This window comes from Legionella drancourtii LLAP12, from assembly GCF_000162755.2.
Taxonomy (GTDB): Bacteria; Pseudomonadota; Gammaproteobacteria; order Legionellales; family Legionellaceae; genus Legionella; species Legionella drancourtii.
Genome location: NZ_JH413817.1, coordinates 15,601 through 32,329 on the forward strand (window position 1 = coordinate 15,601; position 16,729 = coordinate 32,329).

Consider the following 16,729-nt stretch of genomic DNA (forward strand, 5'->3'; position numbering starts at 1 on the left):
AACCATAATTTAAATTATATCTAACAAAGATAGTGCATAATTCTGTTTATTTTGTTATTATACTGAGCAAATTTTAGATAACCCAGCCTTTATAGGTTACGCTTTACACGATTAGGAACTTTATGACTCAAGAAATAACAAACTTTGCCTCCTTTAATTTTTCAGATGCGATTAATCAAGCATTGGAGGACATGAAGTTTACTACCCCATCACCGATTCAAACACAAACTATTCCTTTATTTTTAGAAGGGAGAGATGCGATTGCTTTGGCGCAAACAGGTACCGGTAAAACAGCCGCATTTGCTTTACCGATTTTGCAAAAAATAACACCGAACGGGCAAGGCACTCAGGCGTTAATTTTAGCACCTACTCGTGAGCTAGCCATCCAGGTTGCAGAACAATTTGAATTATTAAGTGCCAGACAACATGGGACTAAAGTTGCTACTTTATGTGGCGGACAAGAATATGGTCGTCAGTTAAAGCAATTACGTGCAGGTGCACAAATTGTTGTTGGTACACCAGGCCGTATTCTGGATCATATTGAGAAAGGCACCTTGCAATTAAGTAATCTGCGAACCTTTATTCTTGATGAAGCCGATGAAATGTTACGTATGGGCTTTATTGAAGACATCGAAACCATTATGGCAAAATTGCCTGAACAAAAACAAATAGGCTTGTTTTCAGCAACCATGCCGCATCGTATTCGCCAAATTGCCAATACTTATTTGAATAATCCAGCATCTATTGAAATTCGTTCAGAAACTGCAACGGTAAAAAGTATTGAGCAACGTTTCTTATTTGCTTCAGGTCACCAAAAGCCTGATGCATTAGTGCGTGTATTAGCAGTAGAAGAATATCAGGGTGTTATTGTCTTTGTACGTACCAAGAGCAGCACTGAAGAAGTTGCTGAGTTGTTGCAACAGCAAGGTTTGCGGGCGATGGCAATCCATGGTGACATTACACAAGCCTTGCGTGAACGTATTATTGCCCAGTTTAGACAAGGTGCGATTGATATTTTAGTTGCCACGGATGTTGCTGCACGCGGATTGGATGTTGAGCGTGTTACCCACGTAATTAACTACGATTTACCTCATGATAATGAAACTTACGTCCATCGTATTGGTCGAACTGGGAGAGCAGGACGTTCTGGTGTTGCAATATTGTTTGTAACTCCCAAAGAATCACGTTTAATTAGCAGCGTTGAGCGACATACACGTCAGCGAATAACTAAGGTAAACGTGCCTAATGATCACATGATTCAAGTAGCAAGACAGCAACGTTTTATGGCAAATATTACCGCGCGTCTAGAACATGAAAATATTCACTCATATCGAAAAATTGTTGAAGAGTATATTAAAGAACATGAGGTTTCAGCGGTGGATGTTGCTGCAACTTTAGCTTTATTATTGCACAAAGACATGCCGTGGCAGCAAAAAGAGCATACATTGCCTAAACCCGCACGCCCTGAAAGAGAAGGGCGCACTGATTGCGGTTCTAAATTTGAGCGTTCGTCTTCGCGTTCAGATGAGCGCCGAAGTTTTGGTGATAAAAAAGGCTTTGGTGAACGTAAGAGCTTTGGCGATGATCGCAAGAATTTTGGTGATGATCGTAAGAAATTTAATGGTGAGTCGTCAGAACAGGACTTATTCCGTATCGATGTGGGTAAAGTCCATGGTGTGAAACCTGGTAATATCGTTGGCGCAATTGCTAATGAAGCCGGTTTACAAAGCCGTCATATTACAGGTCTGAAAATCCATGATGATCATTCTACCGTGCGTTTGCCTAAGGGAATGTCTCAAGAAGTAATTAGTGATTTAACTAAGGCTTGGGTTTGTGGCCGTCAGTTGAATCTTACTTTAGTTGGTAGTGGCGCTTAAGTTTTTCCCGCCACAAAATTACTATCCTCAATAGGCTGGGCTGTAAAGCCCAGCGTCCAATCGAAGATCAAACTATTTACTACTGCTTAGATAAATCGCTGCAGCCACTGATGCAGTTGCGAGCAGGCTTGCCGCGAAGAAAAAACTATGCGGATTTGTTTTTTCTACCGCATTAGAATTCACGAGTTTTTCATTTTCGTGGTCAAAATCAAATCCTGCTGCAATCCTTTCTATAATTGAAGAAATTCTCTGCCCTGCTTGTGTTTCTTTAGTAATACCTGGGATGTACATTTGTTCGAATAGTATTTTAGCAGCATTAATTTGTTCATTACTTATGGTCGAATTTTGCTTGTAGAATGATATGATTCGGAAAATCATCTCAGAATAGGCCGCACTAAATTGTCGTAATTCATGATGACTCCAATACAAGGCATTTGGTATTTTGGTTCGAAGTTCATAACGTGGATTTTTATCATCATTTTGCGTAAATGCGTTGATCGCTTCTGTTAATTCCCTTTCATCCGCTAGGATATGACTTAGCGTTGCTAAACATTTTGTTATAAACTCACATTCAAATTGTGTCATCAGGACCTCCTTGCCCAAAAATATTTACTATAGAGATTTTCCCGCTTGGGAGCAATAAAGAATGGTAATAGGGTATTTCTTTATGAGCCAAGATATGTTCTTATGTTGATGGTTCAGATGTTCAGCTCTAAATAATGTAAAAAAATTGATTAAAAAGAGTATTTCGTAATATAATAGCCGGTGTTTTTTTGTTTTTAAAACAATCAATTATAATAAGGGTTTTCATGAGACTGTTAGCAGCTTTAGGTGCTTTTTTATTTTCTGGAATTGTTCTAGCAACGCCTCTCCATAATATAGTTGTCTTTGGTGATAGTCTTTCTGATAATGGCAATCTATATGAATTTATGGATCATCAATTGCCTTCATCACCACCGTATTTTGAAGGTCGTTTTTCTAATGGCCCAGTTTGGATCGAGCGTTTGATTGCTTCTTATTTTCCCGATAGCCCCAAAGAGCATTTGCTTGATTATGCTTTTGGTGGTTCTGGTGTTTCCGATGAAGACAGTGATGATGATGTGTTATTTACTTTGCGACGAGAAATAACTAATTACCTCACTGCACATCACGATAAGGCAAGTGCGGACAGCCTTTTTGTGGTGTGGATCGGAGCAAATAATTATCTTGCTTTGCCTACTGAGATTGAAAAAACGCTCCAAGAGGTAAATGATGGAATCACACATGGTTTGCAGCGTTTAGCAGATAAAGGTGCAAAGCATATTTTAGTGGTTAATCTACCTGATTTAGGCAGTACACCTGCCGCAATTGAGTTTGATTCTATTGATACGATGACGTATTTTTCAAAAGTACATAATCATTCATTGAATGTAACTTTAGCTAATTTAAAACAGGCATATCCAGATGTTGAATGGCTGCATTTCAATATGAATGAGGCGTTTGGCGAAGTAATAGCCAATCCATCGACTTATGGGTTTACCAATATTACAGGAACATGCGTTAGCTCGGTTGTTGATGACTTGACCAAACATTCGGTTCTACAAATGGTTGCTGCATCAAAATCTAAAATGCAACAGAATACTTGCGAGGGTTATTTATTCTTTGATTTAGTACATCCTACAGCTTACGCCCATGAAATTTTAGCAGATCGAGCTAAAAAAATGCTTGATGATGCAGGTGTTGAATTAGCGGATTAAAACAGGAACAGTTTAGAACGATATGAATTACGTGATAAGGATAGCCGTATTATTTTGTTTCATCATCTCCACTACGTTTGCTAATCAGTTGGAGGTGAAGTTTAATGGAAAAAATATTAAGTTACCGTACTGGGCTGCAGTAAAAAATCCTCATGGTGCGGTAATTTTAATTCATGGTGCACCGCAGGCACAATGGTCGATGTTATTAGCGCACTTAGCAAAGAAATTGGCCATTAATGGATGGTCAGCGGTCTTGGTAAATTGCTCTCAAGATAACCCTGAGCCTTGGGTAAAAGAATTGCCCGAGGTCATCAATACCTTGCGCCAACAAAAAAATAATCGCATTATTGTTGTCCATTATGGAGAACAGCTAAAGCAAACTTTTGATTCATTCAATAAATCGCCAAAGGCTGCAATCGATGGGTTAATCTTGATCTCAGCCTATGATATACCTAAAACTGATGATAAAAAGCCTGAGCTTAGTATGCCTTTAATGGATATTGCCGGTCAGTTTGATTATCCGTCGGTGATGGAGCAAATGAGCGCACGAGAAAACGAGTTTGCACAAAACCAATATCTTGCTCTGAAAATTCCGGGCGCGCATCATGATTATGAATATAGCCATCAATTACTGTTGTCTTTTATGTATGGTTGGATGTTGAAGCGCGCAGAATTTAAACCAACGCCACCACCGGTTTTGGTTTCTTATATTGAGTCTATTGAGCCGTTGATGCCGAAACAAGTTGCACTTGACGAGGAAGGGGATTGGACTGGTTTTGTTTATAATCCTGAAGGGCAACCAACACAGGAAATTGAAACGCCATAAATAAGTAAGTGCAGGCGCTTGTTTGTAAAGCTAAGAAAAAATCTTTTCTCCTCTTGGGCATAAGGCGTTGAGCGAAGCCCTATTGTCCACAGAATCCAGAGCTTTTTCTTTTTGGCGTGGATCCTTGCGGACAAGCTGCAGGAAGTTGCCAGATGACGATTATACTTCTTTGGATAAGGGATTTTTCCCAGAAATATTTTCTACCAACCCTTACTCGTACAAATTAACTCATAAGCTTTGACAATTTTTTGTGTCTTCTCATTAGCCATTTTAATCATCTCTTGTGGCAAGCCTTTTGAAACTAATTTATCTGGATGGTTACGGCTTAATAAGCGTCGATAAGCACGTTTCACCTCTTGCTTGCTTGCGCTCGGCGAAACATCGATTAAGGCATAAGCATGGTCTAAATTAGTTTTTGTCGGTTTATAGTTGTACCTGCTGTATGAGGAATAAGAGTCTGATGAGGATTGATTGGCCTTGCTTTGTTGTTGTTCTTCTTCTGCTGTATCGCTATGCACGGAACCGAAATCTTCATAAAAGCGATATTGTTTATGAAAAGGCATAAAACCAAGATGTGAAAAAATCGTATCTAAAACTTGAATTTTCCTTGTCGACAGGCCATCAATTTTTGCTGCTTGATACTGAATATCCATGAATAATTTTAATAAATCACGATTGTCTTTACAGGCTTTCTGTAATTGTGAAATCTTATGATTTAAATTGAAGTGCGGGTTTTTTCCTTCATTAAATAAATGCATGGCTTCAATTTTTTGTTCCCGGTTCAAATGCATATCCTGCATGAGTAAACGCGCCATATTGAGTTCTTGTTCGCTAACGCGACCATCCGCTTTAGCGATATACCCCATGATTGAAAAAGTGGTTTCAAAAAATATTTTTTGGACGGTGGCGTTTTTTCTCTGAAATAGGACCATTGTGGATTCGCATAATGGTCGGATAAACGGCGTACCACAACTGTGCCAACAAAAAGACCAAGAAGGATACCAAGCGGTCCGGCGATGCAGTAACCAAAAAAAGCACCGAGGAACTTGCCCCACCAGGAATTTGCTGTGAAGAACTCTTTAAAATTCATCGCAAAGGATTACCTTATAAAATTAACAAGTATAGTGGTTTTTCTAGCATGTTGTTGCAATTTTATCGCTTTATACCACATATTAAGTATATACTGTTGTTTTTGAGCTTTGGTTTTATATGCGATTTTTTTACTCTTTTTTAATGTATTTACTGACGCCATATATGCTGATTCGTCTATGGTGGAAGGGGCGTCGTTTGTCAGCATACCGGCAGCGCATTGCTGAGCGTTTTTGTCTGAGTAAAAACCAAAATAAACCCGTTGATATTTGGGTACATGCCGTGTCATTAGGTGAGGTAATTGCCGCTATTCCTTTAATTGATGCCATGCTCGATAAAAAATGGTCCGTATTTGTTACTACTATGACGCCAACCGGTTCTGAGCGAGTGCTGGCACGTTTTGGCGACAAAGTTTATCATCAATATTTACCTTATGATCTTCCTGGAGTGCTGAAGCGTTTCTTCAAGCAAATTCAGCCACGAGTCGGTATTATCATGGAAACAGAACTATGGCCTAACTTAATTTATCAGGCACGTGCGGCCAAGGTACCTTTATTGCTTGCTAATGCACGTTTATCTGATGATTCCCGACGCGGCTATCAATGGATTAGATTCGTCATTAAACCTGTGCTTAATCAGTTTTCGGCTATTTTATCCCAAGGAAATGAAGATGCTAAACGTTTTATTGCTTTGGGAGCGAAACCAGAAATCGTTCATGTTTTAGGTAATATCAAATTTGATTTGCAAACGAATACAATTGATAGTAAAAAATTTGCTGATTTAAAATGCCATTGGGGTGCAGAGCGAATTGTGGTTATTGCTGCTAGCACACATGAAAATGAAGAAGCACAAATCTTAGCGCAACTCAAACGCTTACAAAAAGCAGTTCCAGGAGTGGTTTTATTAATTGCACCACGGCATCCTGAGCGTTTTCAGGAAGTCTATCAATTATGTAGGCAAGGAGGATTTAATACCGGTCTGCGTTCTAACCTAAACACCTTAAGCACTGAAAATGAAATTGTTGTATTAGACAGCTTAGGTGAACTATTAGGTATGTATCAAATTAGTGATTATGCTTTTGTGGGGGGGAGTTTAGTTCCTGTCGGTGGGCATAATGTGCTTGAGCCTATTGCCATGAATGTACCGGTGTTAACTGGTAATCAAGTTCATAACTTTAAGAAGATTTGTGCTGATTTAGCGGATGCTCAGGCTATTTTATTAGTTCAACAAGCAAACGACGTAGTTGATGGTATTATTAAATTGCACGTTGATCAAGTATTACGACAACAGATGGTGAATAATGCTACGGCGGTCTTTGAACGGAATAAAGGGGCTGTAATGCGGCATTTACAAAAAATTGAAGGGGTGTTTTAACCTTAATAGGGTTAGCCCACCGACCGAAATGCCTCATCTTTTATCGCGTGCACCAAAATCCGATCGTTCTCCAAGATTTTGTGGGCATTCCTTTTAAACTGAAGAGTACATGAAGTACGTAGGTTGGGTCGTTGAACCCATAGGCATCAAAAGTTAAGGAAAAAAAACATAAATGCCATCCAGACCCGTTCGGGCTGAGGAGGCATTTATGTTGCTTCCAAGCCTCGTGCCAAGACTAACAAGGCTTCGAGACAGCGCTAAAGCTCGCTTCTTTAGCCCGAATGGCTCGAGGATAGACAAGGTTTACCTCCTTATAAACCTACATTTATATGAGGTATGTTAAGAGCCTTGATTTTGACGTTCTTTGATTTCTGATAAAGTTTTACAATCGATGCATAATGTAGCAGTAGGTCTTGCTTCCAAACGTTTGAGTCCAATTTCTATGCCGCAGGCTTCGCAATAGCCAAAATCATCATTTCTTAGTCGTTCTAAAGCATCTTCAATTTTTTTAATGAGTTTACGTTCGCGGTCGCGGGTTCGTAACTCAATACTGAATTCTTCTTCTTGACTTGCTCTATCCGATGGATCAGGAAAATTAGCCGCTTCATCTTTCATGTGTGTTACGGTGCGATCGACTTCTTCCATTAATGATTGACGCCAAGCCAGCAATATTTTTTCAATATGTGCTAGCTGATTCTCATTCATATACTCTTCGCCTTCAGCCTCAATGTAAGGAGAAATTCCCATGCTACCTATCGTGTCATTTTTCACGTTGTATAGTCTCTCATTATTTTTATCAATTAATTGTTCGGTCATTTTAGCCTCCATCCCTAAATTATTTCATAAGTGGGATCTCTTCAGAAGGCGGTTAGATATACCAAAAAACGGATGTATCATCAATAGTATTATCGCCAACCACCGCTAACTCTGTCATGACCCTGAATATCTTTCCAGCTCTGCACGTTTTTATAACCTAATTCAATAAGTATAGCTTGTACATTTAACTTTTGATCGTAGCCATGCTCTAGTAAGAGTACGCCATTAGGTAATAGATAATCATAACCTTGTTTTATTATTAATAGAAGATCAGCGAGTCCTTGTTGGCCGCTAGCTAAAGCATTATATGGCTCAAAACGAAGATCACCTTCGTTTAGGTGTGGATCTTGTTCGGCAATGTAAGGTGGATTTGAAATAATCGCATGGTATTGCTGCTGAGGAATGTTACTGTACCAATCAGAATGATAGAATGTCACATTACTTAGCTGATGGTGTAGAGCATTTTCTTTCGCGATGAGTAATGCTTCTTCACTGACATCGCAAGCAACAATGTGCCACTGAGGCCTTTCTTTGGCAAGTGCCAGGGCTATGGCACCACTTCCCGTACCTAATTCAAGAATACAAGTATTGGGGCTATTAGGGAGTTTTTCCAGGGCCAGTTCGACTAATAATTCGGTTTCATGGCGCGGAATTAAGGTATGACGATTCACTTTTAAATTGAGCGACCAAAATTCACGTTCACCCGTGATGTAGGCTATAGGAACACCTTGGGCGCGTTCAGCCAGTAAATTCTGGTAGGTTGCAAATTGCTCGTCACTGAGTAATTCTTCAGGATGGGCAAAGAGGTAGGCTCTATTTTTTTTTAAGAGGTAGCATAATAAAATTTCAGCTTCCAGTTCTGGGTTTTGACCCAAAACTGCTCGGATACTAATCATTTCGTCCTAGTTCTGCAAGTAATTCAGCGTGGTATTCACGTTTTAATGGTTCAACGACGAGTGCTAAATTACCTTCCATTACGTCGCCTAGTTGATAAATTGTCAGGTTAATACGATGATCCGTTAAACGACCTTGAGGGTAGTTATAGGTGCGAATTCGCTCTGAACGATCACCTGAGCCTACTAGTGATTTACGGGTTTGTGCTTGCTCTTTCTTTTGCTTGCTTTGTTCGGCATCGAGTAACCGTGTTTTAAGTAAAGACATTGCTTTAGCACGGTTTTTATGCTGCGAACGTTCATCCTGACATTCAACCACGACGCCGGTAGGAATATGCGTGATGCGGATTGCTGAATCTGTTTTATTCACGTGCTGGCCTCCAGCTCCCGAAGAGCGGTAGGTATCGATACGTAAATCATCGGTGTTAATTTGAATGTCGTCAATTTCTTCAACTTCTGGCATAACCGCAACGGTGCAGGCTGAAGTATGAACACGACCTTGAGATTCAGTGTCTGGAACACGTTGTACGCGATGAGCACCAGATTCAAACTTAAGTTGCGAGTACACAGCATTACCACTGATGCGAGCGATAATTTCTTTGTAGCCACCATGTTCACCATGACTGGCGCTAATTAACTCAAGTTGCCAGCCTTGATTTTCGGCATAGCGACTGTACATACGATAAAGATCGCCTGCAAAAATTGCGGCTTCATCACCACCTGTTCCTGCGCGAACTTCAAGATAAATATTACGCTCGTCATCGGGGTCTTTGGGAATCAAATGCCATTGTAATTGTTCATCAAGCTCGTCAATTTGCTTTTGGGCATCTTCTAATTCATCTTCCGCCATGGTCGCTAATTCTTGATCATCTCCTGCCAGCATTTCCTGCAGTGATGCTAAATTGTTTTGCGCATCAAGATAGGTCTCATAACAGGTCGCTACGGGCTCTAATTGTGCATACTCCTTTGACAGGGCTTTAAACTGATTTTGATCTGCAATAACTGATGCTTCAGATAAGAGTCGACCTACTTCCTGAAAACGCTCCAGCATTTGCTGGAGTTTAAACTCAAGGGATTTCTTCATAGGATGATTGATGGGTTGTTGTATTAAAAAGATATTGCGCCAAGGTAAATAAATCTTCGCGGCCATCACAGGCTATTTGTTTTAAGCCTGTAGTTGGATTATGAGTTAATTTATTGACTAGGCGCTCGCTAAATTCATTTAAAACTATTTGTTGGCAGTGTCCGGCAGAAAGTTTTTTCAACGCTCGTTGTAATTCTTGTTGTGCCAGATGCTGCATTTGAGTTCGGTAATCACAAATCACTTTTTTCGCTTTGAGGGAGCGCTGTTTGTGAATGTAATTATTGAGTTCTTCTTCAATTAATTGTTCGGCGTATAAGGCTGCCTGTCGTCGCTCTTCCAAGCCTTTTTCGATCATGTTTTGCAAATCATCAACGTTATACAGATGCACTGGTTCTAATTCACTAATATCTGCTTCGATATCACGAGGAACAGCTAAATCCAAAAAGAACATAGGGGCATGATTTCTTTGGGGTAAGGCATGTTCTACTAAATTTTTATTAATGAATGGAATAGGGCATGTTGTTGCTGTCACAACAACGTCTGCTTGTGGCAAATATTGAGCAAGATTACTGATGGCAATTGCTTTCCCGCCAAAGATAAGGGCTAATTTTTCCGCATTTTCTAGAGTGCGATTTGCGATCATAAATTGGTGCACACCTTGTTGATGCAGATATTTAGCTACTAAAGAAGCCGTTTCGCCAGAACCAATTAATAAGACATTTAAGGATTTATAATCTGTAAAAAATTGCCCAATTAGTTGTGCTGCAGCATAAGCTATCGAAACGGGGTTTGTACCTACGCCACTTTGTGTTCTAATGCGTTTTGATGCACTAAAAATATATTCAAACGCAGGGCGCAATTGGGTCTTTATTGCCCCTAATTGATTGGCATATTGGTAAGCTTGTTTCATTTGGCCAAGAATTTGCGGTTCACCAATCATCATTGAATCTAGACCACTTGCAACGCGTAAGGCATGTTGAATGCCTTGCCGATCTTTATGGATATATAAATGAGGTGACAATGATTCGAGTGATAGTCGATGTTCCATAGCAAGCCACGGGGCAAGTACGTGCGGATCGTGAGTATCACAATATATTTCAGTGCGGTTACAGGTCGATAAAATAGTTGCTTCATTCACTTCAGGCAGGCTTAGCAAGCTGTGTAGCAAAGAATCCTGGGTAGCCGGAGATAAAGCGACTTTTTCACGCACGTTTATTGGAGCCGTTTTATGATTGAGCCCGCAAGCAACAAACACCATATATGAATTAGTCTATATTTAAAGTAATCGGGGGATTGTAAACGATTAGGCGCTAAATTTGTAGGGTCTACGAACAATTCTACTGTAATGAATTGTTTGCAGACCCTGATATTTGACAGAAATTTTGAGAAATTAAAGTACATCTTTATTTAGCCGCTAACATACAGTAGAGAGTTTTTGCACAGAATGTGTCAACTGATGGGGAGACGGTCATGGATATTATCCTTCAAGGTGAACATAGTGGCGATGAAGCAGCACAAAGCTTAGAACGTGTGTTGCAATTATTTAAAGAGCGTTATCATATTGCCGCATTTCGCGAAATTCATTTAACAGTAACTTTAATTGATGATCAAGGTGATGATGTCGAGTTGGTGGATAGTGAGTCAAACCAGGCATATCGCGTGTTTGAGGTGTACCGGCAAGGTTATGAATTGGCAGGTAGACGCAATACACCATTGTTGCAATTGGTAGTTGATAATACGAAATAATTAAATGACAATGCAGGAACCGTCTGTATTAATATAGAACCGTAGAGGTATTCGAGATCGGATTATCTTGGATATGGGTTACGGTTTTTCCTAATCTGGAAATGCAGTCTTTGGAAATTTAGCTGTGATAGGAGTGGACTATGTTTTTGGCCATCATTGCCATAATACTCACCTTACTTTTAGTTGTTGGCATCCATGAAGGTGGTCATGCACTAGTAGCACGTTACTTTAAAGTTAAAATTAAAAAAGTTTCTATAGGCTTTGGCAAACCTTTATTGCATTGGCAAAGCAGTGGAGGCTGCGAATGGGTATGGGCTGTTTTCCCTTTAGGTGGTTATGTTCAATTAGAAAATACGCGCATTAGCCCTGTGGCACAATCAGAGTACTCAGGGTGTTTTGATAAAAAACCAGTCTGGCAACGGATTTTGATTTTATTAGCGGGTGCTGGTGCTAATATTATTACGGCGTGGTTCGCGCTGATCCTGGTGTACATGATTGGTTTGAATTATACCGTACCGCAAATTCAATTTGTACAGCCTGATAGCGTAGCGGCTCAAGCAGGAATCGTTGCGGGGGATCAATTGCTCGCGATCGCCGGCCATGATACGCCATCCTGGAATGATGTGGGTATGCAATTGGTGATTTTCTGGGGTAAACAAAAGGTACCGATGACGGTAAGTCGTAATGATGGTAAAGAATTAAAAGAAGTAACCTTGGATTTAAGCCATATACAATTTCGTGGTTTGAAGGCAAATTTATTAACGCGGCTGGGTATGGAGCCTAATTTATCCGCTGCTCATAGTACACTTCATGCCTCCTCTATTGGTGAGGCCATCCATCAGGCCAATAGAATTATTGTGAATATGTTTTATTTCTTTTTAATCATTTTTAAACAATTATTTTCTGGTGTGATTCCCTTTTCCATGTTGCTTGGGCCTTTGAGTGTATTTGCTGCTTCTGTGGCTTCATTAACGCAGGGGATCGTTGTTTTTATGTTTTTTATTGCCACATTAAGTTTGGCTGTTGCTTTGGTTAATTTATTTCCTATTCCAGGTTTAGATGGTGGGTCGATTGTTTATGCAGTGATCGAGAAAATTCGTGGTAAGTCAGTATCCGTAGCGATGGAGCTCTTGTTGCATCGTTTGGTGTTTATTGTATTTTGTATGGTATTGGTTCATTTGTTGATGAATGATTTGCAACGGATTTAACCTTTTATTTAGTTTAAACAGTTTAGAGGTGGTTATTAAATTTCATTTTTAGCGACAGTGCGTGCGCAACACCAAACGTCTACTTGTTGTACACCGGTTTTTTTCAGCGTTAAAGCCAATTCATTTGTAGTTGCACCGGTGGTCAGCAGATCATCAATGAGTGCTACATGTTGATACGGACGTTTTTGAGCACTAAAGGCGTGGCGCAGATTTGTTTGTCTTTGCTCGCCATCAAGACTGGCTTGTGGCACCGTATTAATCATTTTTTGGCAACAGTTTACATCGTAAGGTATCTGTAATTTTTGGGCTAGAGCTTGGGCTAAAACTGCTGCTTGATTAAAGCCACGTTGTTTTATTCTTTGCGGATGCATTGGTACTGGGATTAAGCACTGCGGTTTGTTGAGTTGTCGTTGGGCGGAGCTCATGATTAAATGACTTAAAAAAGAAGTTAGATAGAGACCGTTATGGTATTTAAAACGATGCAATAGAGTGCGTAGAGGCTCTTCGAATTTATAAGCAATGAAGGTGCGATCAAAATGGGGCGGCTTTTTAATGCATCGACCACAAATCAGATAAGCCATATCTGGTAATGGGTAGGCACAATATTGGCAAGCCGGTCCTAATTGTGGCAGGAGCGCAATGCATGGTTCACAGACGGCAAGTATTCCTTTATGAAATTGATTGCAAAGCGTGCATATAGAGGGCAAACGCAAACTCTGTGTTACAATTAGCAGTTTCTGGCGCACGAGCGTTGGATTCCTTAATCTTTCCTGGTTGTTATGATGACCCTTACACATGAAATTAGCAAGGCATTTAACCAACATGCCAATGAATATGAACTTGCCGCTAAGGTGCAGCAAGAAATAGGTAGGCGTTTATTGGAACGTCTGCATTATTTAAAGATGTCTCCACAACGTATTCTTGATTTGGGTTGTGGCCCAGGCTTTTTTTCACGTGAATTGGCATTGCTCTATCCCAAGGCGCAAATTGTTGGTTTAGATCTCGCTGAATCGATGTTAATTCAGGCGCGAAAAAAACACAGCTGGCGGCGTAAGTGGTCTTTGGTTGCGGCAGATATGAAGAATTTGCCCTTTGCTACAGGGGCGTTTGATTTAGTTTTTGCCAACCAAGTGATTCATTGGGGCGATTCATTGCCGCACGTATTTCGCGAGTTGAATCGGGTAATGAAAGCAAATGGTTGTTTGATGTTTACGACCTTGGGTCCAGATACCTTTAAAGAGTTGAAAAATGCGTGGTCAACAGTTAATGCGTATGCTCATGTGAATGAATTTCCTGATATGCATGATGTCGGTGATTGCTTAATGTCCGAACATTTTTTAGAACCCGTAGTGGATATGGAGTTATTGGCAGTTCATTATGAAACCTTGCCTAAGTTATTAAAGTCCTTAAAGGCTCAAGGAGTAAAAAATATTAATTCAGCACGTAATCAAGGGCTCACCGGCAAAGCATCTTGGAAGTTATTTGTACAAAATTATTCAGAGATGCAAACGGATACGAGGAAATATCCACTTACGTATGAGGTGGTTTATGGTCATGCCTGGAAAGGGGAACAGAGAAAAACTGGGCAAGGCATAGAAACGATGATCCCTATATCGCAGATAGCACGACTTAAACGTTAAAAAATTTTAGCTGAGCATTAATTAACGTCGAAAGCCAAATTATCTTATCTTAAGATGGCTCTTGGGTTGTAAAAAAATACAAAAACTTGCATAAATTTTGTTATTACTCTATTTATTTCTAATGGCTCTTATATTTGAGCTTGTGTTAAAAACCGAAAAAATAAGCAAGGAGCGCATTATGAGGAAAATAATTTTTCTTTTAATCTCAATGGTCATTTTTTCTGCATATGCTGCAGGTGGTGATATTGGCGAAGAGGGGACTGGTGCCCCAGGAGCAAGCCCAGGCATGAATAATGGAATGGGAACTGGCGCTGGGGGCACTATAAAGCCTAACCCTGGTTCTAATCCTGGTTTCAATCCGGATCCTAACCCTGGTCCTCGCCCCGGTTCTCATCCTGGCCCTAACCCTAACTCTGGTCCTGGTTTTAATCCACCACCACCGCCTCCTAATAATGATGGCATGGGGAATGGTGGGAATACAAATGGTAATATCGGTTCTGATAATGGCGGCGGTAATGGTCCTGCGCATTGAAAAATTTTTAAAAAAGGAACCGATAAGTCTTGCACTGAAAAGAAAAGATCGGTTTGGTGTAAGTTCTTATGCATGAGATAAAATTGGAAATATAATTTTGGCATCGTCAATTATTAATTTAGTTAATTTGACGATGCTTATTAAACTAATAGCCCTTTCCTCAATTAGAGGTTTGCGCTTATTCTTCTATGTAAAAAAGAGAAGCTATTATCATTTTTTTAGCACAAAATTTAAATAAAAAATTAATGAACGAATACAGATATCTTGTTAAGAGTTAGAGTGCTTTTCTTGTGTTTGAGTTGTTCTTTTAAAGAAAAAAATAATGAATCTATGCTATAATTAGATGGTAAAAAATCATCAAAAAACGCGCAAAAAAATTCTTCAAAAAAATAAAAAATATCCGGAATGGCAATTATGTGGCCCACCTATAAGGAGATGGATATGCAATTTAATTCTAACCTAGGAAATTATTATTCTTTAGAAAAGCCCTTACAAGAGCTCATGGCATTGAATATGAACGCATTGGAAAACTTATCTTATATTCATCCTGCTGATTTATTGAGTGCACAAAATCCAGAAGAGTTATTAGAAAAGAATATGGATGTCTTTGTGCAAAATGGCCATCAGCTGCTGGATTATTGGCAAGATGCTTGCAATATCATGGAGAAATGCTGGTTAATTGTTTCCTATGATATTTTGGAACAAAATCATCAGGTAATGCAGCAACCATCTCTGTTTAATCTTGACAAGGTTGGCAAAGGTAATGCTCGTCCTACAGGTGCTAATGAGCGAAAAAAAATGATAAGTGCGCCTCCTATTACCGTGGATGAAGTACAAAAAAACTTAAATGAAAATCCTCGAGAAGATAGGGATTCGGTAAAGCATAGAAGAGAGCCTCTTTTAAGAGGTAATGGCTCTGAAAAGGCTGAGCGTAAAAACTTTTAATCCGTTTTTAAATCTCCTCACTCATTGTTAGAGAGGAGATACTTATTTTTTGTTCAAGAGGCACTCAAATCCGAGTGCTCACAAAGATTTTGACTTCTTTGTGAGTCTCGGCAAGAATGAAGAAGAAATACAAATCTTGGCATGTGTAAAAAACAATTAGATTCCTTGAGCGATGTATTCCTTTTCATTTTGGTGGTTTAACACTGATGATTGTTACTTATTGATTCTTCCCAAAACATTTTTGTCTCCAGTTTTTATTTGATCTTTCGTGCATTGTTTTGTACTGTTGTTGCTTTGACTATTAAAAAGCTATATGTCGAGACGGATTAATACCTGATGCATCCATTTGCTGAAAATAACTACATTAATAAGACGTTTAGTCATCTGAGCTTTGAAGATGGACGCATCGAACATCTTGTGTTTGAAAATTGCCGATTCAAGCAGTGTACGTTTACAGGCGTTACATTTAGTAAGGTGCGCTTTACTGACTGTGATTTTGAATCCTGCAATCTTTCCTTGGTACAGTTTCCAGGATGTAAATTTTCAGAGGTTGTCTTTAAAAATACCCGACTTGCGGGAATAAATTGGACTGAGATTAGTTGGCCACAGGTTAAATTAACAAGTCCTCTCTCGTTTTATAGTTGTAATATTAGTCATTCCAGTTTTTATAGTGTGGACCTTGCAGATGTTATCGTCGAAGAATGTAAAGCTCATGATGTTGATTTTAGAGAGTCTAATTTAAGTCACGCTAGTTTTAATGGCACTGATTTGCTGAATAGCCTGTTTTTACACACGAATTTGAAGGCAGCAGATTTTACACAGGCAATAAATTACAGCCTTGATCCCAACACGAACACCATCACTCATGCGCGTTTTTCATTTCCAGAGGTCATGGCTTTACTAAATTATTTCAATATAAAAATTGAGTAACAGGTCAGTCTCTCATGACTGCTGAGCGGACTA

17 protein-coding genes are annotated in these 16,729 nt (G+C 39.5%); 10 read left to right on the plus strand and 7 right to left on the minus strand.

Going from position 1 to position 16,729, the window contains the following annotated elements:
- Positions 1–122: 122 nt before the first annotated feature.
- Entirely contained in the window at positions 123–1,877 is a 1,755-nt protein-coding gene (locus tag LDG_RS07080) for a DEAD/DEAH box helicase (protein ID WP_006870555.1), read from the plus strand.
- Between the two features lie 72 nt (positions 1,878–1,949).
- Here LDG_RS07080 and LDG_RS07085 read toward each other — a convergent pair whose 3' ends face one another.
- Positions 1,950–2,462, minus strand: coding sequence for a hypothetical protein (locus LDG_RS07085; RefSeq protein WP_006870556.1), 513 nt, complete (start codon positions 2,460–2,462; stop codon positions 1,950–1,952).
- Between the two features lie 224 nt (positions 2,463–2,686).
- Between LDG_RS07085 and plaA the strand changes: the two genes are divergently transcribed.
- Positions 2,687–3,613 (plus strand): GDSL family lysophospholipase PlaA, encoded by a 927-nt coding sequence (gene plaA / locus LDG_RS07090; protein ID WP_006870557.1) that lies wholly within the window; start codon positions 2,687–2,689, stop codon positions 3,611–3,613.
- Positions 3,614–3,635: 22 nt separating this feature from the next.
- Positions 3,636–4,439, plus strand: a complete 804-nt coding sequence (locus LDG_RS07095) for an alpha/beta fold hydrolase (protein WP_040534795.1) — start codon at positions 3,636–3,638, stop codon at positions 4,437–4,439.
- Positions 4,440–4,639: 200 nt separating this feature from the next.
- Here the strand turns inward: LDG_RS07095 and djlA are convergent, their stop codons facing one another.
- Positions 4,640–5,371 (minus strand): co-chaperone DjlA, encoded by a 732-nt coding sequence (gene djlA / locus LDG_RS07100; RefSeq protein WP_006870559.1) that lies wholly within the window; start codon positions 5,369–5,371, stop codon positions 4,640–4,642.
- Between the two features lie 277 nt (positions 5,372–5,648).
- Between djlA and waaA the strand changes: the two genes are divergently transcribed.
- Positions 5,649–6,902, plus strand: coding sequence for a lipid IV(A) 3-deoxy-D-manno-octulosonic acid transferase (gene waaA, locus LDG_RS07105; RefSeq protein WP_040534796.1), 1,254 nt, complete (start codon positions 5,649–5,651; stop codon positions 6,900–6,902).
- 339 nt (positions 6,903–7,241) lie between these two features.
- Here the strand turns inward: waaA and dksA are convergent, their stop codons facing one another.
- The 4 genes from dksA to hemA all read right to left on the minus strand — a co-directional run bounded on the left by dksA (position 7,242) and on the right by hemA (position 10,953).
- Positions 7,242–7,718, minus strand: a complete 477-nt coding sequence (dksA, locus tag LDG_RS07110) for an RNA polymerase-binding protein DksA (RefSeq protein WP_006870562.1) — start codon at positions 7,716–7,718, stop codon at positions 7,242–7,244.
- An 89-nt stretch (positions 7,719–7,807) separates the two neighbouring features.
- Positions 7,808–8,614: a peptide chain release factor N(5)-glutamine methyltransferase gene (gene prmC, locus LDG_RS07115; protein ID WP_040534797.1), complete on the minus strand. Its 807-nt coding sequence runs from the start codon at positions 8,612–8,614 to the stop codon at positions 7,808–7,810.
- The gene (gene prfA, locus LDG_RS07120) at positions 8,607–9,695 is read right to left on the minus strand and encodes a peptide chain release factor 1 (RefSeq protein WP_040534798.1); all 1,089 of its coding nucleotides are present in this window, start codon (positions 9,693–9,695) and stop codon (positions 8,607–8,609) included. The genes prmC and prfA overlap by 8 nt, the downstream gene beginning before the upstream one ends.
- Positions 9,679–10,953, minus strand: a complete 1,275-nt coding sequence (gene hemA, locus LDG_RS07125) for a glutamyl-tRNA reductase (RefSeq protein ID WP_006870565.1) — start codon at positions 10,951–10,953, stop codon at positions 9,679–9,681. Before hemA ends, prfA begins: the two co-directional genes overlap by 17 nt.
- A gap of 212 nt (positions 10,954–11,165) precedes the next feature.
- Here hemA and LDG_RS07130 point away from each other — a divergent pair, with 212 nt between their 5' ends.
- A complete protein-coding gene (locus tag LDG_RS07130) occupies positions 11,166–11,441 on the plus strand; it encodes a hypothetical protein (protein ID WP_006870566.1) in 276 nt (91 codons plus the stop codon).
- A 140-nt stretch (positions 11,442–11,581) separates the two neighbouring features.
- Complete coding sequence (locus LDG_RS07135; RefSeq protein WP_006870567.1) at positions 11,582–12,649, plus strand: M50 family metallopeptidase; 1,068 nt, start codon at positions 11,582–11,584, stop codon at positions 12,647–12,649.
- A 35-nt stretch (positions 12,650–12,684) separates the two neighbouring features.
- On the opposite strand, the gene LDG_RS07140 is transcribed toward LDG_RS07135, so the two are convergent.
- On the minus strand, positions 12,685–13,395 hold the full coding sequence (locus tag LDG_RS07140; protein WP_006870568.1) for a ComF family protein: 711 nt from the start codon (positions 13,393–13,395) through the stop codon (positions 12,685–12,687).
- A gap of 36 nt (positions 13,396–13,431) precedes the next feature.
- Here LDG_RS07140 and bioC point away from each other — a divergent pair, with 36 nt between their 5' ends.
- From bioC to LDG_RS07160, 4 genes are all read left to right on the plus strand, one after another.
- Positions 13,432–14,289, plus strand: a complete 858-nt coding sequence (gene bioC, locus LDG_RS07145; protein WP_006870569.1) for a malonyl-ACP O-methyltransferase BioC — start codon at positions 13,432–13,434, stop codon at positions 14,287–14,289.
- A 178-nt stretch (positions 14,290–14,467) separates the two neighbouring features.
- Positions 14,468–14,821: a hypothetical protein gene (locus LDG_RS19605; RefSeq protein WP_006870570.1), complete on the plus strand. Its 354-nt coding sequence runs from the start codon at positions 14,468–14,470 to the stop codon at positions 14,819–14,821.
- A 441-nt stretch (positions 14,822–15,262) separates the two neighbouring features.
- Positions 15,263–15,766 carry a hypothetical protein gene (locus tag LDG_RS18450; protein ID WP_006870574.1) on the plus strand — a complete coding sequence of 168 codons (504 nt, stop codon included), beginning with the start codon at positions 15,263–15,265 and terminating at the stop codon, positions 15,764–15,766.
- Positions 15,767–16,102: 336 nt separating this feature from the next.
- On the plus strand, positions 16,103–16,696 hold the full coding sequence (locus tag LDG_RS07160; protein ID WP_006870575.1) for a pentapeptide repeat-containing protein: 594 nt from the start codon (positions 16,103–16,105) through the stop codon (positions 16,694–16,696).
- Positions 16,697–16,729: the final 33 nt, after the last annotated feature.